This is a genomic window from Variovorax raffinosi (assembly GCF_051216615.1).
Lineage (GTDB): Bacteria > Pseudomonadota > Gammaproteobacteria > Burkholderiales > Burkholderiaceae_C > Variovorax.
Genome location: NZ_JBPJZR010000007.1, coordinates 94717 through 119411 on the forward strand (window position 1 = coordinate 94717; position 24695 = coordinate 119411).

Consider the following 24695-nt stretch of genomic DNA (forward strand, 5'->3'; position numbering starts at 1 on the left):
TGGCATGGGCCGCGAAGGCACATCGATCCGGTGCAGCCACTCGCACCTTCCGAGGAAAGAGCGCGCCGGTGATCGCGTTTTTCACCCCACGGACCGCACGAAGATCGCGTGCGGCTCAACCCCGTGAAGAAGCCGTAGCAGCCCCGGCCGGTGCGTGCAGCAGCTTGCGCTGCGTCGGAAACAGCGACCAGCCCCATCGCTGCTGCGCATAGCCCCACAGCCCCTGCTTGAAGAACAGCGTGACCAGGATCGCGAGCAGCCCGAGACCCAGCAGATACCACGTGCCGTAGTCGCTCAGGAACTTGTTGAGAGCCCAGAAGATGAGCGCGCCCACCAGCGGCCCTTCGATGCGGCCGATGCCGCCGATCACCACCATGAAGATCGCGAACGCCGTCCAGTTGACGCTGAAGGCCGCATCGGGGCTGATGCGCAGGTTGCCCACGAAGTACAGCGCGCCCGCCAGCCCCGCGCCGAAGGCCGCGACCACGTACACCGCGAGCTTCATGCGCGCGACCGGAACGCCCTGCGACTCGGCCGCCACTTCGTTGTCGCGAATGGCCAGCAGCGCGAGGCCCCGCTTGCTGCGCAGGAACAGGTAGACCAGCGCAATCGCCGCGACCACGCAGGCCAGTGCCATCCAGTAGGTGGTGCTTTCGCGCGTGGCCTTCTCGATGCCGCGCAGCGCGGTGAGCGTGGTGCCCGAGCCGCCACCGACCGCCGACACGTTCGCGAAGCTCAGGCGAAAGACTTCGGCGATGACCCAGGTGCCGATGGCGAAGTAGCCACCCGAGAGGCGGAACGCAACGAAGGACACCGGGATCGCAACGAGCCCCGCGGCCAGCGCACCCAGCGGTATCGCCACGAAGGGGTTGATGCCCGCGAAGTTGCCCAGCATCAGCATCACGTAGCCACCGAAGCCGAAGAAGGCCTGCTGCCCGATGCTCACCATGCCGCCGTAGCCGGCGAGCAGGTTCCACATCATCGCGAAGATGAAGTAGCAGGCGATCTCGACGAACTCGCGCATCCAGCTCGACTCGCCCCAGAACGGCAGGCTGGCCGCGAGCAGCACGAGCGCGATGGCAACGACGAGCGCGGCGCGGCTCGCTGCGGTTGCACGCTCGACGGAGAAAACTGGTTCGGAAGGCATGGTTCTGTTCATCCGCGTGTCTTGGGAAAAAGCCCCTGCGGCCGCAGCACCAGCACGACCAGGAACACGATGTGCCCGGCCCAGATGCCCCAACCCGGGTCGAGCCTGAAACCGATCTGCTGCGTGATGCCCAGGATCATCGCGCCGGCCAGCGTGCCCCAGAAGGAGCCCATGCCGCCGATGATCACGGCCTCGAAGGCGAAGAGCAGCAGCAGCGGGCCATCGGAAGGCGACACCGTCGTGCGCATGCCCTGCAGCGCGCCCGCGATGGCGATGAGCACGAAGGCAATGGCGGTGGCGAAGGCATAGACCTTCTTCGCGTTCAGGCCCATCAGCTCGGCGATCTCGCGGTCGTCCGACACGGCCCGGAAAGAGCGGCCCAGCGCCGTGCGCGCGAACAGCCATTGCAGCGCGCCGGTCGCCGCGACCGCGATGGCCAGCACGATCAGCGGCAGCACACCGAGAGAGAGCGAATCACCCAGCGCCACGCCCTGCGTGTTGAGTCCGCCGGTTTCGATGGAACGCGGATCGGCCGAGAACAGTTCGAGCAACAGGTTCTGGATGACGATCGACAGGCCGAAAGTGACGACCAGCGAAGGCAGCGGGTCTTTGCCCAGCGTGCCGTTGAGCACGTAGCGTTGCAGCGCATAGCCGAAGGCAAAAGCCACCGGCAGAACAGCGAGCGCGATCACCGCCACCAGCCAGGGCGCGGCGGCATCGCCACCGGACACCGACACGCCCGCGATGACCGCGAACGCGCCGAGGATGATGAAGTCGCCCTGCGCCGTGTTGGTGAGCCGCATCACGCCGAACATCAGCGACTGGCCCAGCGCGAACAGCGTGTAGAGGCCGCCGAGCAGCACGCCTTGAACGATCGTCTCAAGCATGGGTGGCCTCTCCGATGCCGAAATAGGCCTGCGAGATCTGTTCGCGCGTGAGGTCGGCGGACTTTCCTTCGAGCGACACGCGGCCTTCCTGCAAACAGTAGATGCGCTGCGACACCTGGCGCGCCATCGTCACGTCCTGCTCGACGATGACGACGGTCATGCCCTCGCCGGTGATGGTGGGCATGGCGGCATAGATCTCGCGGATGACGATGGGCGCCAGGCCCAGCGAGAGTTCGTCGCACAGCAGCAGCTCGGGGTTGCTCATGAGCGCACGGCCCAGTGCCACCATCTGCTGCTGGCCGCCCGAGAGCGAGGTGCCGGGCTGCTGGCGCTTCTCGGCAAGGATGGGGAACAGCGTGTACAGGCGCTGCAGGTTCCACGGGCCCTTGCGGCCGGCGGTGGCGCCCATCAGCAGGTTCTCCTCGACGCTGAGGCTGGGGAAGAGGCGCCGGCCTTCGGGGACCATGGCGAGGCCGCGGCGGACGATCTCGCCGGGTGGGAGGCCGCCGATGGGTACGCCCTTGAAGTGGATCGCTTCGCGTGGGGCGCGGACCAGTCCGGTGAGGCTCTTGAGGAAGGTGGACTTGCCGGCGCCATTGGCACCGATGATGGCGACGAGTTCGCCTTGGGTGAGGGAGAAGTCAACGCCGAAGAGGGCCTGGGCGTCGCCGTAGAAGGCTTTGAGGCCTTGGGTGGTGAGCAACGGCGAGTTCATCTGCACGGCCCCTCCCTTCTTGCTCCCTCTCCCCTTGGGGAGAGGGTTGGGGTGAGGGCCAGCGGCGATGGCAAGGCACATGAAGACTCGAGCGCCGCAGCCCTCACCCTAGCCCTCTCCCGCAAGCGGGAGAGGGGACAAATCCGAATGCGATATCCGGCGTTCATGCCTCCATCCCCATATAAACCCGCCGCACCTCCACATCATTCATCACCACCCGCGGCTCCCCTTCCGCCAGCTTCTGCCCGAAGTTGATGACAAACAACCGGTCCGCCAGCGACAGCAGCGCGTGCACCACATGCTCGATCCAGATCATCGTCATGCCACGCGCCTTGATGCGCTTGAGTTCACCCACCAGCACCGCGGCCTCTGGCTCCGTCAGCCCGCCGGCGATCTCATCGAGCAGCAGCAGTTGCGGCTTCGTCGCCAACGCACGCGCCAGTTCGAGCCGCTTGCGGTCGAGCAGCGTGAGTCCACCGGCCGGTTTGTTGGCATGCGGCATCAGCCCCGTCTGCGCCAGCACCTCATGCGCGGTCTGCCACGCCTCGCGCTCGGTCTGCTGGCCGCCGAAGCAGGCAGCGGTCACGAGGTTCTCGAACACGCTCATGTTGCCGAAGGGCTGCGGCACCTGGTAGCTTCGACCGATGCCCGCGTGGCAGCGCTGGTGCGGGCGCAGCCGCGTCACGTCGCGGCCCGCGTACTCCACGCGGCCCGCATCCACCCGCACATCCCCCGAGATCAAATTGAACAGCGTGGTCTTCCCCGCGCCATTCGGCCCGAGGATGCCCAGCGTCTCGCCCTCGGCCACCGACAGCGAAATGTCGTCGGTGACCTTGAGCGCGCCGTAGGACTTGCTCACGGCATGCAGTGCCAGCAGCGCCATGTCAGAGCAGCCGCAGCGTGCCGCCGGTCGGAATGTTCTTCGCCGCCTCGTTGTTCACGATGGTCAGCTCGACCTTGTACTTCTTGCCCTTGCCCCATTGGCCCAGCACCAGCGGCGTCTTGCTGACGTTCTTGAACGGGCCCTGGCCGCCCCACTTCACCGGGCCGACCACCGAGTTGATCGAGGTCGATGCCACCGCGTCGCGCACGTCGCCCGCCTTCAGCGACTTGGAACGCGACAGTGCATTGGCCGCCACTTCGAACAGCGCATGCGCAAAGCCGATGGGTTGCGTCCACTGCTTCTTTGCACCGGCTTCGTAGGCATCGGCCAATGCCTTCGCACTCTGCTGCGTCAGGCTCGACGTGAACGGATGCGACGGGCTCCACCACACCTCGGTCGACAGGCCATCGCCCAAGTCGCCCAGCGCCTCGATCGCGCCGGGGAACAACAGCGCCTTGCCCAGCGTGATGACCTTCGGCTTGAAGCCCTGTTGCCGCGCCTGCGTGAGAAAGGTCTTGGCGTCGGGCGGAATCACCACGCCGGTGACGATCTCCACGCCCGCGCTCTTGAAGGCCGCGATCTGCGCGCTGAAGTCCTGCGTGCCGTTCTGGAAGCGTCCGGGGTCGGTGAGCGTGAAGCCCATCTGCGCGAGCGGCTTGGGAAAGCCCAGTTCCTTGTCGCCCCACGCGTTGCCGTCGCCGTCGTTCGGGAACAGGCCGCCGACCTTCTTGTTGGTGGCAAGGGTCTTCCAGCCGTTGGTGTAGTTGGCAATGACGTCTTCGAGGCCCCAGAACAGGTGGTAGGTCCAGTTGAAGCCTTTCGCCGGATCGCCCTTGCGGCCGAAGAACCACGGCTGCCACGGCACCACGCTGGAGATGCAGGGCACTTCGTTGAGTTCGCACGCATCGCTCACGGGGTTGGCAGTTTCGGGCGTTCCGGCTGTGAGCACCAGCGCCACCTTTTCCTTCAGGATCAGGTCGTTCGCCACCTCGCCCGCGCGGTTGGGGTTCGACTGGCTGTCCTTCAGCACGATCTGCACCGCGTACTTTTTTCCGCCGACGCTGATGCCGTCCTTGAAGGCCGCCTTCATCTGCTCGATGACCCATTTGTCTGCCTCGCCGAAGGGCGCGAGCGGACCGGTCTGCGGCGAGACATAACCGATCTTGAGCGTGTCGGCCGCGAACACCAGCGGTGCCGCGCCCGAGGCCACGAGTGCGGCGGTGACCTGCGTGAACTGTCTGCGATTGAATGTCATGGTTGTCTCCGTCTTTTATGTTTGCTTTGCCGCAGTGGCCGGGGTCAACGCGCGAAGTGCGGCGGTATCTGCGCGTCGACGTTCACCCACACGCTTTTCACCTGCGTGTATTCGCGCATCGCGTCGAAACCCATCTCGCGGCCGTAGCCGCTCTGGCCCACTCCCCCGAAGGGCGAGCCGGGGTTCACGCGCTTGTAGCTGTTGATCCAGACCATGCCGGCGTGCAGGTCGCGCGCCACCTTGTGAGCACGCTGCAGGTTGTTGGTCCACAGGCCGCTGCCCAGGCCGTAGTCGGTGCCGTTGGCGATCTGCATGGCCTCTTCGTCGTTCTTGAAAGTGAGCACGGTGACGAAGGGGCCGAAGACTTCTTCCTGCGCGACGCGGTCCTTGTACGACTTGGCGCGCATCACGGTGGGCTCCACGTAGCAACCCTTTGCGAGATCGCCGCCGGGCGACTTGCCGCCAACCAGCAGCTCGCCGCCTTCGCCTTGCGCGACCTCGACATAACTCAGCACACGTTCGCGATGCTGCGCGCTGGTGAGCGGGCCCATCTCGGTGTTCTCATCAAGTGGATTGCCAAGACGGATCGACTTCGCGAGCGGGATGAACTGCTCAAGGAACGCATCGGCGATCTTCTCGTGCAGCATCAACCGCGAGCCCGCAATGCAGGCCTGCCCCTGGTTGTGAAAGATGGCCCACGCGCTGCCATTGACGGCAGCCTGCAGGTTCGCGTCTTCGAAGACGATGTTCGGCCCCTTGCCGCCGAGTTCGAGCTGCACCTTCTTCAGATTGCCCGCGCTGGCCTGCACGATGCGCCGGCCCGTGGCCGTGCTGCCGGTGAAAGCGATCTTCGCGATCTCCGGATGCTCGGCGATGTACTGGCCCGCGACGCTGCCCAGCCCCGGCAGCATGTTGACCACGCCGGGCGGCAGGCCCGCCTCGGCCATCAACTCGGCGATGCGCAGCGACGACAGTGGCGTGATCTCGGCCGGCTTCATCACGATGCAGTTGCCGGCCGCGAGCGCAGGCGCCATCTTCCAGCTCGTGAACATCAATGGGAAGTTCCACGGCACGACCTGGCCGACGATGCCGACGGGCTCGCGCAGCGTGTAGTTGAGAAAGCCCTCTTCGACCGGAATGGTCTCGCCCTGGAACTTGTCGGCCATGCCGCCGAAGTAGCGAAAGCACGCGGCCGTGCGCGGCACGTCGAGCCGTCGCGAATCGCGGATGGGGTGGCCGGTGTCGAGCGATTCGAGGCGTGCGAGTTCTTCGCCGTTGGCTTCGATCAAATCGGCGAGCTTGAGCAGGATGCGGCCACGGTCGGCGGCGGCCATGCGGCTCCATTTCGGAAACGCGCGCTTGGCCGCGGCGACGGCCTTGTCGACGTCGGCCTTGCCTGCGAGCGCGACACGGGCGATGGGCGTGTTGTCGTGCGGGTTGAGCGTGGCGAGGGTCTCGCCGGATTCGGCGTCGACGAAGCGGCCGTCGATGAAGAGTTGGTGGCGGATGGACAGTGACATGGTCGTTCCTCTCCCTCTCCCGCTGGGGGAGGGTTGGGGTGGGGGCTTCTTCAAAGAGGGCGCGGGCTCGGAGAGCCCCCACCCCGGCCCTCCCCCGGAAGGGGAGGGAGAAAGTCAGTTCAGAACTGCACGGGGATCTCGGGCGACTCGCCCTTCTGGATCTCGTAGACCAGGCTCGGCGATCCGTTCTCCCACACCAGCAGCATCGAGCGCTTCGGGCTGAAGCCCTGGTGCCGGCAATAGGCGGGCATGGCGGCCATGTCGCCGGCCTTCATGATCACGCGCGCCATCGGCTTGCCCGTGTTCTTGTCGCCGCAGTCCCAGTGGATCTCGTCGGTCATCTGGAAGAACCATTCGACCCGGTCGTTGCCGTGAATGATCGGCAGGATGTGTTCTTCGGTCGTCGGACACATGTAGCTGTGCTTCACCACCGAGGTGAAGCTCGGGTTCCACGTCACCTGAGAGCGGCTCAGGAAGCCGAAGAGATTGAAGGCGTGCACCTCGTTCTCGAAACCGGGCTCGGGGTGCAACTCGGGCTGCGCCTGCGACACGTCGGCAAAGGCGCGGTTGACGGGCGCGCCGCGCTCGTCGCTGCGCAAATCCAGGTCACCCTTCAGGCCCACGCAGCGCTTGGCCAACTCGCGCGCCCTCGTGATCTTGGCGGTGTTGTTGCCCTTCTTGCGGCCGTAGGCCGAGCCGGTTTCCTGCGGCGCGGCGAAGGGGTCGAAGGCCTCGTTGGTCCAGTCGTCGAGCATGGCTTCGAAGGTGGCGCGGATCTGCGCGGTGGGGAAGTTCTCCAGCAGGTCGATGTCCGCGGCCTTCATCGTGCCGTTGAAGCTGCCGGCATAGAGGTCGACCGACTCGTAGTGGTTGACGGTGCCGAACACGTCGTCGAAGTTGACCCAGCCATAGAAGAAGCCCCAGGCCACGTCGCGCATCAGTGCGCGCAGGTAGCTGCCGGCGTCCATGGTGTGGCTCATCGGGCGGCCGTCGCGGGTCTTCCAGCCGATGTGCACGAAGTATTCGTCGCGGCGAAAGCTGAAGCTGCCGAGCGAAAAATTCTTGTAGCCGAGCGTGGCGTCGGGCTGCGATGCGATCACCTTGGCGAGTTCTGCGGGTGCGTTCATGGTGTGTGGCTCCTGGGTGTTCGATGCAACCAGTGCAATCAATGGGACTGGCAGATGTCGGCCCACTTTTCGACGGACAGGTCGCCCTTGCAGCTCTGCAGGACGATCACGCCCGGCTCGCCGGCGCTGCGGAACTGGTAGGCGGTGTTCTTGGGCAGCAGGCCCTGGTGGCCGCGCGAGAGCTTCATCCAGCCCATCTTCTTGCCCTGGGGTTCACCCTTCACGAACACGGCGCCGTTCTTTTCCTTGTCGGCGACGGTCTGCGCGGCGTCGAGCTGCACGAGGTGCACCTCGACATCGCCGTCCATCACCAGCGCGAACTCGTCATGCGCGCAGGTGAACCAGGGCGAGGTGCCTTCGGCGCGAAGCGTCTCCAGCACGTAGATCTGGTTCTGGCCGAACACGACCTTCTCGTATGGCTGGCTGATGCTCGCGATCTCGAAGCAGTTGGAAAACGCGTAGTGGCGAACGTCGTCGTCGATCGGCTCGACGTGGCCTTTCTCGAAATGCTTGAGCGAACCGAAGCGGGTCTGGTAGGCGGTCGTCGAAGTGGTGGCTGTCATGGCTTGTCTCCTTGGATGAGCGAACTCTAGGAGTCAACGGCCGCCGCCGGTAGGGACCAGATTGGAAGAGGATTATTCGGAGACTCCGAACAATCGGCCGGGTTTACCCGCTTTCTCTTGTGGCTCTATCCGCTGGAGCGGCTGTACTCGATCAGCTCCGCCGGGATCATTCCGCGCTCGATCAGCGTGGCGTCCCAGGGCGGCACGCGGGTGAAGCGCGTGGCGATGTGCTCGATGAACAGCCGCAGCTTGAGCGCATTGCGCGAGGTGCCCGCATACACCGCGCTCAGCGAGAACGACGAGAGCTGGTGCTCGGCCAGCACCACGCGCAGCTCGCCGCGCGCAATCGCATCGCCCGCCACCAGCGTCGGCAGGCAGACGATGCCGGCATGCTCCAGCGCGTATTCGCGCAGCAGGTGCACGCTGTTGGTCAGCAGCGCGGCTGCCAGGTAGATGGTGGTCTGCTCGCCCTTGTGATGAAAGGTCCAGCGGTCGCGCGTGGGGTAGCCCGAATACAGGCCCAGCTTGTGGCGATGCAGCTCGCGCGGCGTGGCCGGCGCGCCGTGCTCTTCGAGGTAGGCCGGCGTGGCGCAGAGTACCCTGCGCACCGGGAACAGCGGCCGCGACACCAGCTCCTGCGACGCGGCGGGGAAGATCTGCAGCGCGCAATCGACACCCGCCTTGACCGGATCGGCCACCGCATCGCTCACGATCAGTTCGAGGTGAATGTCGGGGTAGGTGGTCTGGAACTCGCGCAGCAGCGAGGCAAAACGGCCCAGCACCATGCCGGTCAGCGCATGCACGCGCAGCGTGCCCGAGGGCGTGCCGCGCGCGTCGCGCATCTGGTCGACGATGGCATCGGCGCGCACGACCAGCTCGGTGCAGTCGCGCAGGAAGGCCTGCCCCATGTCGCTGAGCCGCACCACCCGCGTGCTGCGGTGGAACAGCGGTGCGCCCAGGAATTCTTCGAGCTGCTTGACGCGCGTGGTCACCACCGAATTGGCCACGCGCAACTGGCGCGCCGCCTCCGCGAAGCTCTGGGTCTGCGCGACGCGAACGAAAGTTTCAATGCTCTGGAGGCGGTCCACGGCGGCACTGTACTGCGCGGGCCTGTTTTGCGCGCCCCGCAAACGGCCGTCCCGCCCCCGATGCGGGAAAGCTCGGGGCCCCTGCGTTGCGGGCAAGACGAAAGACCGTCATCCCTGTATCGGGGGGTTACCCGCCCCACTTACAATCCCTGCCGCATCACCCACCCCCCACACGAGGTCTTGTCCGCAATGCCCAAGAGCCGCCAGCCGCGCAGTCGTTTCAGCTTCTCCCCCACCGTGCGTGCCCTTCTCCTGGCCGCTGCGGCCTGTGGCGTGGCGCTTCCCGCACTGGCCGCCATCGAGCATGAAGAGGTCGACAAGCTCATGCAGGCCGGCAAGCTCGACGAAGCCATGACCAAGGCCGACGCCTTCCTCAAGGACAAGCCGCGCGACCCGCAGATGCGCTTTCTCAAGGGCGTGATCCAGCTCGACACCGGCAAGCGTGCCGAGGCCATTGCAGCCTTCACGCAGCTCACGCAGGACGCTCCCGAGCTGCCCGAGCCCTACAACAACCTGGCCGTGATCTACGCCAGCCAGAACCAGTTCGACAAGGCACGCGGCGCGCTCGAAAGCGCGATCCGCACCAACCCCAGCTACGCCACCGCCCAGGAAAACCTCGGCGACGTGTATGCACGGCTGGCCAGCCAGGCCTACAGCAAGGCCTTGCAGCTCGACCAGAACAACACCGCCGTGCAGCCCAAGCTGGCCGTGATCCGCACCCTTTTCACGCCGACTCCACCGGGCGCCAAGCCGACGCTGCTTGCGGCGGCATCGCCGGCGCCGGCACCCGTTGCCAAGGCACCGGCACCCGCGCCTGTTGCCGCGCCGGCTCCTGCCCCTGCAGCACCGGCGAAGGTTGCCGCAGCACCCGCACCCGTGGCCGCGCCTGCCGCCAAGGCTCCCGAGGCAGCACCTGCCCCGGCGCCCGCACCGGCCGCGGCATCCACATCCAACGCCGAGGTCGAATCGGCCGTGCGCGCCTGGGCTTCGGCCTGGGCCAGCCAGGACATGGACCGCTACCTCGCCGCCTATGGCTCCGACTTCACCCCCGGCGGCGGCCAGAGCCGCAAGGGCTGGGAAGAGGACCGCCGCGCCCGCATCGTCGGCAAGTCGAGCATCAGCGTGAACCTCGAAAACCTCGTCATCAAGGTCGACGGCGCGTCCGCGACCGCCAAGTTCCGGCAGATCTATCGCGCCGACAACCTCAACGTCTCGAGCCGGAAAACGCTGGAAATGCAGCGCTCCGGCAATCAATGGCACATTCGCAAGGAAAGCGTCGGCGGCTAGTGGCAGACATCGTCCGGCACGGCCGGCTTCAGAATCCCCCGTTCCGTCTGCGCAGCGGACACATGCTCGCAGCGCTGATGACCGCATCGGCGCTGATGCTCGCGGCACCCGGTGCCGCGCTGGCGTCGACCCACAAGCCGGCCAACGCAAAGAGCAGCAACAGCAACTCCACCTCCAGCAAGGCCAAGGCCGCGAGCGGCAGCAGCCGCTCGGCTGCGCATGGCGCTGGCGGCGCCCGTGCATCCGCCAAGGAAGCCCGGGAAGCCAAGGGCGGCAAGACACAACAGCAAGCCAAGGGCAAGAAAGCCTCTGCCGCTGAAAGCCGCAAGGCCGCAGCCGCGGAAGCCAGGACTGCTTCGGCCAAGCCGGCCCGCCGATCCGCGCCCGCCGGCTCCATCCAGGAAGCCAGCAACGCCGAAGCCCGCCTGATCGCGGTCTACGAGATGTTCGGCCGTGGACAGGCGCGCCCCGCGCTGGCCAAGGCCCGCGACCTCGTGCGCGACTACCCGAACTTCCAGCTTGCGCAGCTCGTCTACGGCGACCTGCTCGCAGCGCAAGTGCCGCCGTCGAATGCGCTGCCCGACACCGCCAGCATCGCGAAGATGCGCGGCAATCCGGCCATGGCCGACCTGCACGAAGAATCGCGCCGCCGCCTGCAGGCCCTGCGCGAACGCCCGCCCGCGGGCACCGTGCCTTCGCAGTTCCTGACACTCTCGACCCGCAGCCGCTACGCCATTGCCATCGATGCGTCGCGCTCGCGCCTGTACCTGTTCGAGAACTCCGACAAGGGCCTGAAGCTCTCGGCCGACTACTACATCTCGGTCGGCAAGTCCGGCACCGACAAGGTCACCGAGGGCGATGCCCGCACCCCGCTGGGCGTGTACTACATCACCAGCAGCCTCGACCCCAAGTCGCTAAAAGACTTCTACGGCGCCGGCGCCCTGCCCATCAACTACCCCAACCCGTACGACCTGCGGCGCGGCAAGACCGGCGGCGGCATCTGGCTGCACGGCACCCCGCCCCAGCAGTTCGCGCGGGCACCGCTGGCGAGCGACGGTTGCGTGGTCATGGCCAACCCCGACCTGAAGCAGCTTTTGCGAAAAGTGCAAATTGGCGCCACCCCGGTGGTGACGGCGCGCAGCCTGCAATGGATATCGCCGCCGCAGGCTGAAAAAGAAGCCCAATCATTTACCAGCGCAATTACGGCCTGGAAAGATGCAAGAGCCAGCGGAAATGAAGCGCAATTGAAGAAATTCTATTTGCCCGATTTCCAGCGCAGCAACAAGAAGACCACCGAGGGAATTTCGGCCCTCCACGACGAGGTCGAATACGCCCAGGGCAAGCGTGTCCAGTTCAAGGACATGTCGTACCTGCACTGGCGCGACGGCGACGACACCATGGTCGCCACCTTCGGCGAAGTGTTCGAAGGCGAGAAGAGCGGGCGCACCCGGCGCCAGTACTGGCTGCGCCAAGGCAGCGAGTGGAAGCTCTTCCACGAAGAAATCCTGGGCTGAGGCCCTGTCGGCGACGGGGTCACCCCCGTAACTCGTGACTTTTTGCTCACGCGTTACGCCTATTTTCGGTGTTACATCTGCCCCTTTGGGGCCCCGTGCTACGTAACGCGTAACGCGTTTGTTCCCGTAACACCCCCCTCCCGAGCGTTCCCGACGCCGTAACGTTCCATCCCCTCTTCATGGGAGGTGAGATCGCGTTCACAGAGGGAAAAATACGTTTCCAAAATGTTAACGAGCCAGGCCACCCCTTCCCTGGCCTGGTCGGTCGACGGCTGGCAGTCATCGTGCTTAGTCCTTTCGGCTAGCACACCCAGAGCGGAAGGCTTGCGGGTTTCTCTTGTTGATACACGGAGTTACGCTGTATAACATCCACCTTGCAAGCCTTTGTTAACACTTCCTTAAAGGGGTAAATCATGCTCGGTTCAATTACTCGTTTTCTTCGCGATGAAGAAGGTGCCACCGCAATTGAATATGGAATTATTGCGGGTCTGATGGCGACAATTCTTATTGCCGTGTTTGGCACCGGCACCGGCACTGGCCTTGGAAAAATTCTGAACGATATTTTCCAATCCATTAAGACTCGCGTCGCAATCGTCTGACCTGGTCCTGATGCCTCATTTGTGGCTGCTATGGCTGCTGCTGATCACGATTTATGACGCCCGACAACGTCGCGTTCCCAACTGGCTCGTGCTGGCGGGTATGTCGATCGCGTTGGGCGCCCTCGCGATGAGCACGCAACCATTCGGAACCAAATGGCCTGACGCCTTGATTGGCATGGCATCGGGGTTTTTCTTTCTGCTTCTCTTCTACGCCACCGGTCTCATGGGCGCCGGGGACGTGAAATTCGCAGGCGCCCTAGGTCTCTGGGTTGGCTGGCAGCCTCTGCTTCCAATCTGGGCCATCGCAAGTCTGCTGGCCGCCGTTCACGGCATGACTTGGCTGCTTCTGCATCGCTGGGCACTGTTTCCCGGGCTCGCGACGCTGCTGTCGGGCAAGCCACGCGATGCCACTGCCTCAGGCCTGTCGAAGCGGGCTCGCCCTATTCCTTATGCGGCCTACCTTGCGCTGGCCGCTGCAGTCTGGATGGTTTGGGGTCGACAGAGTTAACGCCGCGTCAACTGTCGCCGTAGGCCTTCTTTCACCAACTTGCCAAGTGCCTGCCCAGCCCTCTTCATCCACCGCTCATGATCCATCTCACCAAAATCATCGCAGCCATCCTGGTGCTTCTGGCCATCGCCTTGGGCGGTTACGCATGGGTACTGAGTCGTGCGCCCGCCAAACCGATGCCAGCAGCTGCGGCGCCTGCAACAACACCATCAGCCAAGGCACCTTCTGCGCCCACCTATGCTGTGGTCGTCACGGCAAAGCCCGTTGCTGCAGGCCAGGCGATCACATCCGAAGCGTTGCGCGTGGAGCAACTGCCCATCAATCCAGATGGCGCCTTCAGGGACACGGCGCCGCTCGTCGGCCGCGTCCCGGTGTTCGATCTGGGTGCAGGTACACCGTTGCTGGAGGGACAGTTGGCCTCCGGTCTGGCAATGCGTGTCGAAGAAGGCGAACGTGCCGTCGCCGTCAAAGCAGACGAAGTCATGGGCGTTGGCAACAAGGTGCAACCCGGCGACTTTGTCGATGTGTTCGTCATGCTCAAGTTCGACGGTAAGGACGTTGATCGGAGCCAGGCGCGCCTGCTGCTCTCACGCAAGCGGGTCTTGGCATTCGGTAGCGCGTCCATCGATGCACTTCCATCTCGAACGACAGACGGGAATGGCAATCCTGCGGCTCAACAACAGCAACGCAACGACGCCGCGCGCACTGCGGTCCTGGCCGTGCCAGTCGAGGACATCAACCGGTTGACGCTGGGCGAGTCCACCGGACGGTTGTTGCTCGCGCTACGCAATCCGCTCGACATGAACCAGCCCGACCCTTCGCTACTGGCAGCATTGCCCGTGGCACTGCCACCTCCGCCGCCAAAACGCGGCGAGTCACCACGGGGGCCACTGGAAGGCCTTGATCGCGCCCAGGCTGGCCTCACAACAGCCGACCTCGTGACTGGCGGCGTGACCGGTCGCCGACCCGCCGAGCCGCGCGCTTATGCAGCACCCACCTCATCGTTACGCCAGCCCGGAGCCGGTGCACGACCCGGCCTGGAAGTAGAAATGATTCGTGGAGAACGAAGCGAAACACTGCGCTACTGAGCAAGCAACGCCGCCCCAGACATGACCGCCCCCGTCCAAGAAAGAACATCCATGCCGGACCTGCCCTGTGCGACGACGCCCCCTGTTGCCCGACGCCCCGCACCCCTGCGCCCGCTTGCGCTGCGCCATGCCGTGATGGCGTTAGGCCTGATGGCACCTGCCACTTGGCCCGTCGCATCATCCGCTCCGGGGGCGCAATCCCAAGTGCCGTTCACCGTGACGGCCGGTACCCAACGCGAATTGCTCATTGACAAGGGGGTCGATCGCATTGCCCTCGCCGACGAGACCGTGGCGGGCGTGACCGTCACAAGGAAAACATCGGCCTCGGCTGCGGCGCGTCTCATCATCACGGGCAAACTGCCAGGCCGCACCACTCTGATGGTCTGGGAAAAAGGACAGCCCGCAGCAACGACGTACACACTCGACGTGCAGCGCCGCTCCGCTACCGTCGCGGGCTCGACGGACAGCCTGCCCGCGTATCAGCAGATGCGCGACGCAGCACTCGCGGTCCAGCCGGACAAAACACCGGTCAGCGATCTGGGCTCGGTAAACGTGCGCAGCCACACTGTGCAAGTCGCGGTGAAAGTGGTGGAGTTCAACAGAAGCGTGCTCAAGCAGGCAGGCGTGAACATCTTCAGCACGAGAGCCAATTCCAACGGTTTCAGCTTTGGCGTATTCACGCCGGCAACGCTTACCAAAGCAACCTTCAACAGCGACGGCTCAATCCTTAACGAGGCCAACAATCCGCTGGCGCAGGCCTTCAGCCTGCTGCTGAACTTCCGCAAGGCAGGCGTTGGCCTGAACATGGGATTTCTGGAAGGCAACGGCATGGCCCGCGTCCTCGCGGAACCCACTCTAGTGGCCATGTCCGGGCAGAGCGCGAGCTTTCTTTCGGGCGGTGAACTGCCGGTGCCAGTGCCTCAGGGGCTGGGCTCCACGGCCATCGATTACAAGCCATTCGGCATCGGATTGACGCTGACGCCCACCGTACTGTCGAACGAACGCATCGTTCTCAAGATCGCGCCCGAGGCGAGTGACCTCGACTACACCAACTCGCTGAGCATCAACGGCGTCGCAGTGCCCGCCATCACCACGCGCCGCGCCGACACGACCGTTGAACTGGGCGACGGCGAGAGTTTTGTCATCGGGGGGCTCGTGAGCCGCACGACAACATCCAACGCCGACAAGGTCCCTCTGCTTGGCGATCTGCCAATACTCGGAACGTTCTTCAAGCAGAACAAATACCAAATGAATGAGAAAGAGTTGGTCATTGTGGTCACGCCGCACCTTGTCAAACCGATCGCGCGCGACACCGACCTGACGCCGTATCTTCCCGGCAGCGCCGAACAGCGAGACGGTGCCGTGTGGCGCTCGATTTTCTTGGGCGGGGCGAGCAACACGCAGGTTCCAGGTTTCTCTCGCTGATGCAACCAGCGCGAGAACCTTACCGCTGGCCGGCACCATGAACGCTCCACGTGACAGCATCCCGGAAACAGGCACAGAGACCTACCTGTTCGCATCGAGCAACAACGGTCACATTACCTGGTTGACCGACGCGCTCGGGCGCCTCGGGTCCGTGGTGGTGCTTGCGCCGGACACTCAGTCGATCGACGAGCGCATCGCTTTGCTTGGACCTGTGGCGGTGTTCATCGATTTCTCACCGGAACAGGGCCCTGCGGCAAGTCAGTTGCACCAACGCCTCAAGCGCGATTGGCCCGCCTTGCCAGTGCTGGCCACCGGCGTCTCGGCCGAGCCCGCCGCCATGCTCGCAGCCCTGCGCGCTGGCGTCGACGACTTCATCGACATCGCCGCGGCGCCGACAGATGCAGTGAGCACGCTGCGCACCCTTCTCGAACGGCGCAGCGGCATGCAGAGCAGCACGCGCGGCTGCACCCTGACACTGCTTGGCGCTCGCGCGGGACTCGGTGTCACCACGCTGGCCACGAGCCTGGCGCTGACGCTCCACGACCAATCGACGCAGACGCCCGCCCGCCCTCCTGGTCGTGCCTCCCGCCATGGTGTTGCGTTGCTTGATCTGGGCCTGCCGGCGCGCGATGGCCTGCTCTACCTCGACACGCAAAGCGGTTTCAGCTTTGTCGACGGGGTCCGCAACCTGCGCAGGCTCGACCAGACACTGCTGCACACTGCCGTCGCCCACCACACGAGCGGTGTCGCGGTTCTTCCGCTGCCCTCCAGCCTCGCACAGGTTCGCGAAATTTCGCACGCCGATTCGGTGGCACTGATCAAGCGCCTGTCCGATTTTTTTGACTTTCAGATTGCCGATCTCGGCGGTTTCTCGACAGTCGATTTCGTGGCGCAGACCGTACGCGAAGCACAGCACAACTGGGTCGTGTGCGACCAGAGCATCGGTGCCATCGTGTCCACAGCCACCTTGCTCAAGGAACTGCGCGCACGCGGCATAGAAACAGAGCGCCTCGCACTGGTGGTCAACAAGTTCGACAGCCATGTGGGCCTGTCGGCCAAGGACATCGCCGAGCGCCTGGAGCTTCCGCTTCACCATGTGCTGCCTGCGCGAAGTGCCCCTTTGCTGTCGGCCGCCAGTCGAGGCGAGATGCTGGTTCGCACCGCGCGCAACGACCCCTATTCGCAAGCAGTGACGGGACTGGCCCGCAGCCTGTCTCAGAAGTCCACCTCCCCCGCGGGCCAACCGCCGGCCAAAGATCCCCGCTGGTTTGCGCTGAAGTCGCAAATCTCCGGGCTCTGGAAGAGTTCAAGTGAAGGTTGAGCCCATGTCCACCGATATCGAATTTGCCGACGACGACCAAGCGTTCATCAACTCGCAGCAGTTCCAGGACATCAAGAGCTGGACGCACGATCATCTATTGAGTCGCATTGAAGAGCTCGGTGCGGAGTTCGGCCGTTGGTCGCGCGCATCGATTCAGCAGTTCGTCGAACTCGAGGTCGACAGCTTCGTGCGCCTGCGCCGCGTTCCAATCAACGACCGCGAGATGCAGCTCATCTCCGACGCACTAACCAAGGAACTTGCCGGCTTCGGGCCGTTGGAAGATCTTCTCAATGACCCGGCTGTCGAAGACATTCTGATCAACGGCCACACGAACGTGTACGTATCGCGCAACGGCATTCTGGAGCGCGAGACGCTGCGCTTCGCGGACACCGAGCACGTCATGCGCATCGTGCGACGCATCCTCGCTCCCCTCGGGCGCCGACTCGACGAAGCCAACCCGATGGTCGACGCGCGCCTGCCCGACGGAGGCCGAATCAACGTCATCATCGAGCCGCTGGCCATCGACGGCCTGTCGGTGTCGATCCGGAAGTTCCGCAAGGAACCCCTCACGCCTGCGGACCTGGTGAAGCTGGGCACCTTCGACGCGGGCATGGCTCAACTGCTCGAGATCGCGGTACGCGCACGCTGCAACATCCTCGTGAGCGGTGGCACCAGTTCGGGAAAGACATCCCTTCTCAATGCGCTGGCCAGTTTCATTCCGCACGCTGAGCGCGTCATCACCATCGAAGACACAGCGGAGCTCTCGCTCGGCCATACCCACGTCGTACGGCTCGAAAGCCGCCCGGGCGGCTTCGACGGCACGGGCGTGGTCTCGATCCGCGACCTGCTTCGCAACAGCCTGCGCATGCGGCCTGACCGCATCGTCGTAGGGGAGGTCCGCGGCGCCGAGGTGATCGAGATGATGCAGGCGATGAACACCGGCCATGAAGGCTCGATGGGGACCATCCATGCAAGCTCGCCGCGCGAATGCCTCTACCGACTTGAAATGCTGGCCGGCTTTGCGGGCTATCAAGGCAGCGAAACCAGTCTGCGCCGACAGATCGCGAATGCCATCGACTTCATCGTGCAGATCGGCCGGCTGTCGGGAGGGCAGCGCCGCATCCTCTCGCTCAGTGAGGTCACCGGCGTGAACGACAACGTGGTTGCAATGCAGGAACTGTATCGCTACGAACCGATTGTCGCGCCTGACGGCGAGGAGCGCGATCGCTGGGTATCCCTGGGCATTGCGCCTCACTCCCCGAAGATCACTCGCTTTCGCCAGACGCTGGCGCGGGGACCAGGAGACCGCCGTGCGTGAAGGTCTGCTCGTTGTGGCCTGCATCGCGCTGCTGCTCGCGGCGGCAGGCCTGCTGCTGTGGCAATGGGCAACGACGCGTCAGACAAGGCAAGCCACCGGCCGACACTTGCAACAGCAGATTCATGCGAGCTTCACTCCCGAAACGCCGGTACTCCCGCCATTGCGCGATATCCCGGCTTCAGGGGCCTCGGGTACACCGTTGGCCGACCCATGGAGCGAAGCCGCCGCCGCCGAATCTGCTGCGGCACCGCGCAAGGGCCGTCTGGAACAATTGATACCGTCCTGGCTTGAAGGCGTGGTCGGTGCTCCGATCCTGGCTTTGGGCATTGTTGCAATCGTGGTGCTCACTGCCATCGCAGCATCGTTCGGCGGCTGGCCTGCTGCGATCGCTTCACTGCTACTCCTGTTGCTGGCTGCCGCATTTGCACTGTGGCTACGCCTGCAAAAGTTTCGCCGGCAGCTCGTCAGCCAGCTTCCCGCTTTCATCGACGCCATGGTGCGCCTGATCACGATCGGCAACTCCACCCAGGCATCTTTCCAACTGGCCATCGCCTCGTCACGCGCGCCATTGCGCGGCTACCTGGATCGTGCCGGTGGGCTGGTGCGAGCCGGCGTTGATCTGGACCGGGCACTGCATCAGATGGCTTCACGGGTACGCGTAGAAGAAATGTTCCTGCTGGCATCCATTCTTGGCCTCGGCGTGCGGTATGGCGGTCGCGCGGACTTGCTGCTTGAACGCGTTGGAAATTTCATGCGCGACCGTGAACAGGCCGAGCATGAATTGACGGCACTGTCAGCCGAAACCCGCCTCTCCGCATGGATCTTGGGCTTGCTACCGGTGTGCGTGGGCGCCGTCATCATCACCCTGAATCCTGCCTACTTTCTGCGGATGTGGCACGACAGCTCTGGTCAATACATGGTGTTCGGCGCTGTCGCGCTGCAGATCACGGGCGCCATCATGCTTTATCGACTGGCGAGATTCGCATGACGCTCATGCCCACCCAACTCGCCACCGTCAGCCTGATATTGCTGGCCCTCGGCCTGCTCATTGCTGCTGGTTTGCTCATCGGCGCCGAACTGCGCCGCGCACGACGAGGCGAGGTCCTGGGTCGCGCTATTCGGCGCAGCGTGGAAACGCCCACCGCACCCGTCGCTGCGGAGCCTGCGCTCAACGCGGCGTCACACGCAGAAGTCGAACTTCCCTTTCATTGGTTAGACACTCGTGTCGGCCGAATGCTGGTTGCCGACGAAGACCGCAAGTTGATCGATCAATGCGGTTTCCCGTCGTTGCGTGCGCAGCTTATTTTTCTGGTGCTGCGCATTGCGATGGCGGTGCTATTGCCCCTGCTCGTCTACTTTGTCTGGGCCAGCGGACAACCTCAACGGCAGCTTGTCTCCGTCCTGGCAGCAGCATTCGTCATTGGATTCATGGCACCCAAGTGGCTGCTCGCGCAACGGGCGGCGAACCGACGCGAACGCGTCGGGCGTGAGTTGCCTCTGTTCATCGACCTTCTTCGCCTGCTGCAGGGCGTGGGCTTGAGCCTGGACCAAAGCCTGCAGATCATGGCCACAGACTTCTCACACGTGTTGCGCGTGCTGGGGTTTGAGCTGACGATCGCCAACCGGCAATACAGCCAAGGCCGCACGCGCGAGCACTCGTTGCTCCGACTGGCAACGCTGCACGACAACGAAAACCTTGCTGGTCTGGTGGCGCTGCTTGTGCAGGTCGATCGCCACGGCGGCGCCGTGCAAGAGCCCTTGCGTCAGTTCAGCGACCGGTTGCGTGAACACCGCCGCGCGGAAATGAAAGAGCGCATCGGAAAGATCACCGTGAAGATGACCGGAGTGATGGTGGTTACGTTGTTGCCGGCGTTGGTCATCGTCACTGCCGGCCCCGGATTTCTCGCCGTCTTCCGTTCTTTGGGAGCTCTTGCCAAATGATCGAACATCCTTTCCAAACAGGAAACCTCCTGCTCGGCAGTGTCGCCCTCATGATGGCGCTCGCGGTGGGCGGCTGCGCCAACATGAAAGACGCTTATCCGGCCGCCACCGAAGCGCAACAGCGCCAGGCGGCAGAGGAGAACGTGAACACGAAGGCCAGCGCCAACATCGACACGCAGCCGACCTATCTAAGGTTGGTCGAGCAGATGCAGCAGGAAGGCCTTTGGTTTGCCTCGCTCGCGCACATCGACGCACTCGAACAGCGTTGGGGTGTATCACCCGAATCGACACGCGCACGCGCTGAAGCCCTGCGTCATGCCGATCAACCAGCACAAAGCGAGGCCGCCTATCGACGGCTTCTCGGCACGCCGCTCGAAGCATCTGGCTATCGCGGCCTTGGTCTTCTGGCCGGCGCACGCGGTGACTATGCGGAGGCCGTGCGCATGCTGAAGCAGGCACAGCAGCGAAACCCGACCGACGCGCTGCTGCTGAATGACCTCGGGTATGCAAGCCTGCGTGCTGGACTCGTTGCCGATGCACGGCTGCCCCTGATGCAAGCGCTGCAGCTCAAGCCCGACAACCCGCAGGCGCAAGCCAATCTGGCGATGTACCTCGAGATGACTCAGCAGCACGAAGAGGCCACCGCACTGATGAACGCCAACAAGATCCCGGCCGCCACCCGCGTGGCCATCCAGAACGCAGCCCGGCAGCTTGTCGCGTCAACGCCGCTGCAACCCGCACCGGCCTCCGACGCTTTGCTCGTCGGCGATGGCTCGGCGCCGCTGGCACTCAAGGCCTCGCGCTCCAGCAATCTGTTTTCGTCCGGCCAGTCCCCCAGAGGTACCCCATGAAGCAATCCCCACTCCATCTCGGAACGACACTTCAGGCCATCGGCCTTGTTCTCGCTTTCATGATGTTCTCGCCTGCCACCATGGCGCAGGAATCTGCGGCCAAAGTGACTGATCGCGCCTCTGCATCAGAGACTCCCAAGGCCATCGAAGCGCAGACGCCACCAGTACCTATGGCGTCGAACGACGAATTCGAAGCCGACCCCGGCCCCCTGCAAGTCGGCGACGCCACGCAAGATTTGCTGGCATGGCAACGCTCCGGCGTCATCGCATCGCCTACGCCGCGCCCCATTCCAGGCGCTGTTGCCTACCGCAGCTACGAGCGCTACCTGAAGAGCTTCGAATATCCGATTCCGGAGCATCTGAACTCGTCTGTGAAGACACAGTCGGGCAGTGGCAAGTAGCAGGCAGGGGCAGCTCGGGCCACAACATACCTCTGCACTCACATGAAGCGCCTCATCCTCCGCCCCTCTGCCCGCGGCCAGCGGGGGGTCTATGCGATCGAGTTCTCCATCGTCTTCATCTTTCTGTTCACGATGCTGTATGCGCTGATCTGCTACGGCATCCTGTTCACGCTGAGGTTCAGTTTGCAAAACGCCGCCGAGGACGGTGCGCGCGCGGCCCTGCGCTACCAGACGAGTTGGGCGGATCGCAAAAAAGAAGCAGAACGCGTCGCCCTTGCGCAGGTCCCCATCACGCTGCCGGGCGGACCGAACATCCTCGCTCAACGCTGCCAGGTGCTTCCCTCCGGCGAGACCGACTGCTCCGGCACAGTGAACTGCACCTCAAGCTGGGAACAGCGTTGCCAGGTGGTCGTGACCGTCAAGGCCACCGGCATTGCCGAGCTACTGCCGCCCTTGCCGCTCTTCGTCGTGCCCGACACGCTGGTGGGACAGGCCAGCATGCTCCTTGATGGAGGACTGCCATGACGCGCGCACAACGCCCTACCGCAAGCCGCCAACGAGGGATCGCGGCCATCGAATTCGCATTCGTCTTCATGGCGCTTTTCTTCGTGATCTACGGCATCGCGACATTTGGTGCCGTGCTCTACACGCAGCAGGTCATCTCGCGCGCCGCAGAAGACGGTGCACGCGCCGTCCCCATGATTCTGTCGCCACCGCTCGCAACCGACGACCCCCGGATCGAAGCCACGGTACGCGACTCGCTGGCGGCTGCACTGATCGCACCCGTCTCGGCCAATGCCTCGCCCGGAAGCAGGCGGAGCTGGGTCGCCGACAACGCGACAGTGAAAACCGAACTGACAGGTGCCAGCGGTGGTGGACCGAACACGACAGCGATCGTGACGGTGACATACCGCTACAGCGCCAATCGCCTGTTGCCAACGCTGCCCGTGCTCGACACGAGCCGTTGGATGCCAGACAACCTTCTCAGCCGCGCGACAGTCGCGATTCCGTCCTAGACAGGAGCACTGATCGACATGAACTCAACCCTCCATGCGATGCATCGCACGGCACGCGGCAGACCTCCGCCACCTGGCCGATCGACGCTGCGCGGCTCGGTCGTCATCAATGCCACTATTGCATTGGCGCTCGTCGTCGTGATCCTGATCGGCTCCGAACTTGGCTACCTTTTCTATATGAAGCGGGAGCTGCAGAAGGCGTCTGACCTCGCTGCACTGGCGGGCACTCAAATCCTCAAAGCGGACAACTGCGATGTCGCGAAGGGAGTTGCCGCGACGAACGCTGCCAAGAACCTGCCGTTCCTGAAGCCGGAGCAGTACGATTTCACCGCGGTCTGCGGCCGCTGGGACCCGGCAACGCGCCAGCCGCCGCAGTACTTCAGCGCCGCAAGCGGCACCGAAGTGAACAACGCGATCAAGGTAACGATCCAGGGCAGGCCCAGCCTGCTGTTCCCTTCAATCCCAGGCAACGACGCCCGCGCCGTCGTCGTTCAATCGCTCGCAACGAAGAGCGAAGCCACCGCTGCATTTTCCGTTGGTGCCCAATTGCTTCGTACCAATGGAAATTCGCCGCTGGGGAAAGTACTCCAGGCTGTTGGTGTGGACATCACGAAACTGACTGTCCTGGACTCTGCGGGACTCGCCAATGCAAAGATCACACCCACCGGCCTCCTGAAAGCATTGGGGCTCGACGTTGCACTCGAGGCTGGTGTGTTGACGCCGGCCGGACTCGCGAAGATTCCCAACGTCTCGGTGGGGCAAATTCTGGCCGTTGCTTTGAACGCCGTTTCAGGTGATGCCGTGTTGACCGCTTCACTGAAGGCGCTTCAGACAGAACTGGTCAACGTCGGTCTCGACAAGGTCTCGTTGAATGTGCTGGTCCCCGATACCGGCGGCAACGGCCTCCTGACAGTGAAGGCCCCCGACAGTACCAACGCCGCGGCCTTGCAAACGCAGATCGATTTGGGAAGTATCTTGCGCACCACAATCGGCATCGCGACATCGAGCAAACGCGGCGTGGTCATTCCTGGCTTGAATCTTCTGGGTCTTGTCGACGTCCAGGCTGGTGTCGTGGAGCCGCCTTCAATCGGCATCGGCGGAGTCGGCACAAGGGCGTACAACGCCCAAGTTCGCATATACATCGATGTCGACTCGAACAATCTTCTTGGCGGCATCCTGAGCCCGTTGATCAGTGGGCTGCTCGGGACCAGGGTCCATCTGCCGATCTACGTTGATGCTGTGAGCGGTCTGGGGCAGATCTCCAAGCTAGATTGTCTTGCCACGCCTCCGGCTGCAACCATCGATGTGACCTCTTATGTTTTGAAGGCCTGTGTCGGCAAGGTAGACGATCCTACCGTCCGCTTTTCGACCAAAAATCTGTGCACCGATCCAGGTGTTCTGCAACCGGAGCGACTGATCCAGCTTCTCAATCTTCCCGTGCCGGCCGCCGCCACGCTCAACCTGGATGCGTTGACGCAAACGGACTCCTTGACGCTTGCCGTGGGGGAAACGAAGTCCAGCCGCGCCAACCAGCTCGCCATTGGCTCGCTCGTTTCCAATCTTGTCAATGCGTTGCTCAATACATTGGGTCAACTCCTGAGCCCATCTTCTGGCCCATCCTCTACTGACCGGGCCAATGCCTTGGCGGATTCATATCTCAACGCAACCAAAAACCCGAGTGGCTTCTATGACGCGAACAAGGTGGTTGCTCTTCTCAAAAACGGCAGCCCGACGTCTCCAAGCCTCGGCGACTGGAATCGCACTGTGACGGTCCAAGACCCCTTGCTCGGACTTTTCCCCGTGGAAAAAACAATGTCGGTGTGGGATGTCCTGACACTCCAGACCACGCCTTCTGGCGGTCTCCTGGGGCTGCTCGGCCTCGGCCAGTCTTGTGCCGGCCTGCTCCAGCAGCTTTTGGCCTGGAACGTCTGCGTCAAGAGCAAAGTGGTTGACGCACTGAACTCCGCACCCGCCGGCGTTGTCAACGGGGCCGCCAGTCAGCTGCCGGGCAGCACACCCTCTGGCAGTGGTGGCAACGCGGGACTTCTGCAAGCGCTGCTCAGCCCGGTCATTGCCATTCTGAAACCCATTCTCGACGGTGTCGGCTCTCTGCTTTCCACAATCTTGAGTAGCGTCCTTGGGCTCGAACTGGGTCGCACCGACGTAACGCTGAACGCGCTTCAATGTGGCCGCGCACAGTTGGTGTATTGACGTCCTCCTCCGATCTCCGTTTTCCAGTTT

24 protein-coding genes are annotated in these 24695 nt (G+C 63.8%); 15 read left to right on the forward strand and 9 right to left on the reverse strand.

All coding sequences use genetic code 11. The features are described from left to right. Positions 1 to 115: 115 nt before the first annotated feature. From ACSFB7_RS21070 to ACSFB7_RS21110, 9 genes are all read right to left on the reverse strand, one after another. Positions 116 to 1147, reverse strand: coding sequence for a branched-chain amino acid ABC transporter permease (locus ACSFB7_RS21070; RefSeq protein ID WP_435473602.1), 1032 nt, complete (start codon positions 1145 to 1147; stop codon positions 116 to 118). 8 nt (positions 1148 to 1155) lie between these two features. Further along, positions 1156 to 2034: a branched-chain amino acid ABC transporter permease gene (locus ACSFB7_RS21075; RefSeq protein WP_435473604.1), complete on the reverse strand. Its 879-nt coding sequence runs from the start codon at positions 2032 to 2034 to the stop codon at positions 1156 to 1158. Beyond that, positions 2027 to 2749: an ABC transporter ATP-binding protein gene (locus ACSFB7_RS21080; protein ID WP_435474119.1), complete on the reverse strand. Its 723-nt coding sequence runs from the start codon at positions 2747 to 2749 to the stop codon at positions 2027 to 2029. Before ACSFB7_RS21080 ends, ACSFB7_RS21075 begins: the two co-directional genes overlap by 8 nt. Positions 2750 to 2912: 163 nt before the next feature. After that, positions 2913 to 3632, reverse strand: coding sequence for an ABC transporter ATP-binding protein (locus ACSFB7_RS21085; protein ID WP_435473606.1), 720 nt, complete (start codon positions 3630 to 3632; stop codon positions 2913 to 2915). 1 nt (position 3633) lies between these two features. After that, complete coding sequence (locus ACSFB7_RS21090) at positions 3634 to 4887, reverse strand: ABC transporter substrate-binding protein (RefSeq protein WP_435473608.1); 1254 nt, start codon at positions 4885 to 4887, stop codon at positions 3634 to 3636. Positions 4888 to 4931: 44 nt separating this feature from the next. Continuing rightward, a complete protein-coding gene (locus ACSFB7_RS21095; RefSeq protein ID WP_435474121.1) occupies positions 4932 to 6395 on the reverse strand; it encodes an aldehyde dehydrogenase family protein in 1464 nt (487 codons plus the stop codon). A 131-nt stretch (positions 6396 to 6526) separates the two neighbouring features. Beyond that, the gene (locus ACSFB7_RS21100) at positions 6527 to 7534 is read right to left on the reverse strand and encodes a hydroxyquinol 1,2-dioxygenase (RefSeq protein WP_435473610.1); all 1008 of its coding nucleotides are present in this window, start codon (positions 7532 to 7534) and stop codon (positions 6527 to 6529) included. Between the two features lie 38 nt (positions 7535 to 7572). After that, entirely contained in the window at positions 7573 to 8097 is a 525-nt protein-coding gene (locus ACSFB7_RS21105) for a cupin domain-containing protein (protein WP_435473612.1), read from the reverse strand. 125 nt (positions 8098 to 8222) lie between these two features. Then, positions 8223 to 9185, reverse strand: coding sequence for a LysR family transcriptional regulator (locus ACSFB7_RS21110; RefSeq protein WP_435473614.1), 963 nt, complete (start codon positions 9183 to 9185; stop codon positions 8223 to 8225). 189 nt (positions 9186 to 9374) lie between these two features. Here ACSFB7_RS21110 and ACSFB7_RS21115 point away from each other — a divergent pair, with 189 nt between their 5' ends. The 15 genes from ACSFB7_RS21115 (at position 9375) to ACSFB7_RS21185 (ending at position 24665) form a co-directional block, all read left to right on the forward strand. Then, a complete protein-coding gene (locus ACSFB7_RS21115; RefSeq protein ID WP_435473616.1) occupies positions 9375 to 10472 on the forward strand; it encodes a YybH family protein in 1098 nt (365 codons plus the stop codon). Further along, the gene (locus tag ACSFB7_RS21120) at positions 10439 to 11986 is read left to right on the forward strand and encodes a L,D-transpeptidase family protein (protein ID WP_435473618.1); all 1548 of its coding nucleotides are present in this window, start codon (positions 10439 to 10441) and stop codon (positions 11984 to 11986) included. Before ACSFB7_RS21115 ends, ACSFB7_RS21120 begins: the two co-directional genes overlap by 34 nt. Positions 11987 to 12399: 413 nt before the next feature. After that, entirely contained in the window at positions 12400 to 12585 is a 186-nt protein-coding gene (locus tag ACSFB7_RS21125; RefSeq protein WP_435473619.1) for a Flp family type IVb pilin, read from the forward strand. Between the two features lie 10 nt (positions 12586 to 12595). After that, complete coding sequence (locus ACSFB7_RS21130; protein ID WP_435473621.1) at positions 12596 to 13093, forward strand: A24 family peptidase; 498 nt, start codon at positions 12596 to 12598, stop codon at positions 13091 to 13093. Positions 13094 to 13170: 77 nt separating this feature from the next. Beyond that, positions 13171 to 14181, forward strand: a complete 1011-nt coding sequence (gene cpaB / locus ACSFB7_RS21135) for a Flp pilus assembly protein CpaB (protein WP_435473623.1) — start codon at positions 13171 to 13173, stop codon at positions 14179 to 14181. 135 nt (positions 14182 to 14316) lie between these two features. Beyond that, positions 14317 to 15606 (forward strand): type II and III secretion system protein family protein, encoded by a 1290-nt coding sequence (locus ACSFB7_RS21140; protein ID WP_435474123.1) that lies wholly within the window; start codon positions 14317 to 14319, stop codon positions 15604 to 15606. Positions 15607 to 15643: 37 nt separating this feature from the next. Continuing rightward, complete coding sequence (locus ACSFB7_RS21145; RefSeq protein WP_435473625.1) at positions 15644 to 16927, forward strand: CpaE/TadZ family protein; 1284 nt, start codon at positions 15644 to 15646, stop codon at positions 16925 to 16927. Positions 16928 to 16931: 4 nt separating this feature from the next. Further along, entirely contained in the window at positions 16932 to 18245 is a 1314-nt protein-coding gene (locus tag ACSFB7_RS21150) for a TadA family conjugal transfer-associated ATPase (protein WP_435473626.1), read from the forward strand. Continuing rightward, complete coding sequence (locus ACSFB7_RS21155) at positions 18238 to 19233, forward strand: type II secretion system F family protein (RefSeq protein ID WP_435473628.1); 996 nt, start codon at positions 18238 to 18240, stop codon at positions 19231 to 19233. Before ACSFB7_RS21150 ends, ACSFB7_RS21155 begins: the two co-directional genes overlap by 8 nt. Further along, positions 19230 to 20186 carry a type II secretion system F family protein gene (locus ACSFB7_RS21160; RefSeq protein WP_435473630.1) on the forward strand — a complete coding sequence of 319 codons (957 nt, stop codon included), beginning with the start codon at positions 19230 to 19232 and terminating at the stop codon, positions 20184 to 20186. The genes ACSFB7_RS21155 and ACSFB7_RS21160 overlap by 4 nt, the downstream gene beginning before the upstream one ends. Beyond that, entirely contained in the window at positions 20183 to 21037 is an 855-nt protein-coding gene (locus tag ACSFB7_RS21165) for a tetratricopeptide repeat protein (protein WP_435473632.1), read from the forward strand. The genes ACSFB7_RS21160 and ACSFB7_RS21165 overlap by 4 nt, the downstream gene beginning before the upstream one ends. Next, positions 21034 to 21438, forward strand: coding sequence for a DUF3613 domain-containing protein (locus tag ACSFB7_RS21170; protein WP_435473634.1), 405 nt, complete (start codon positions 21034 to 21036; stop codon positions 21436 to 21438). Before ACSFB7_RS21165 ends, ACSFB7_RS21170 begins: the two co-directional genes overlap by 4 nt. A 42-nt stretch (positions 21439 to 21480) precedes the next feature. Beyond that, the gene (locus tag ACSFB7_RS21175) at positions 21481 to 21963 is read left to right on the forward strand and encodes a TadE/TadG family type IV pilus assembly protein (protein ID WP_435473636.1); all 483 of its coding nucleotides are present in this window, start codon (positions 21481 to 21483) and stop codon (positions 21961 to 21963) included. Continuing rightward, positions 21960 to 22454 carry a TadE/TadG family type IV pilus assembly protein gene (locus ACSFB7_RS21180; protein ID WP_435473638.1) on the forward strand — a complete coding sequence of 165 codons (495 nt, stop codon included), beginning with the start codon at positions 21960 to 21962 and terminating at the stop codon, positions 22452 to 22454. The genes ACSFB7_RS21175 and ACSFB7_RS21180 overlap by 4 nt, the downstream gene beginning before the upstream one ends. A gap of 18 nt (positions 22455 to 22472) precedes the next feature. Continuing rightward, entirely contained in the window at positions 22473 to 24665 is a 2193-nt protein-coding gene (locus tag ACSFB7_RS21185) for a TadG family pilus assembly protein (protein WP_435473640.1), read from the forward strand. Positions 24666 to 24695 lie beyond the last annotated feature (30 nt).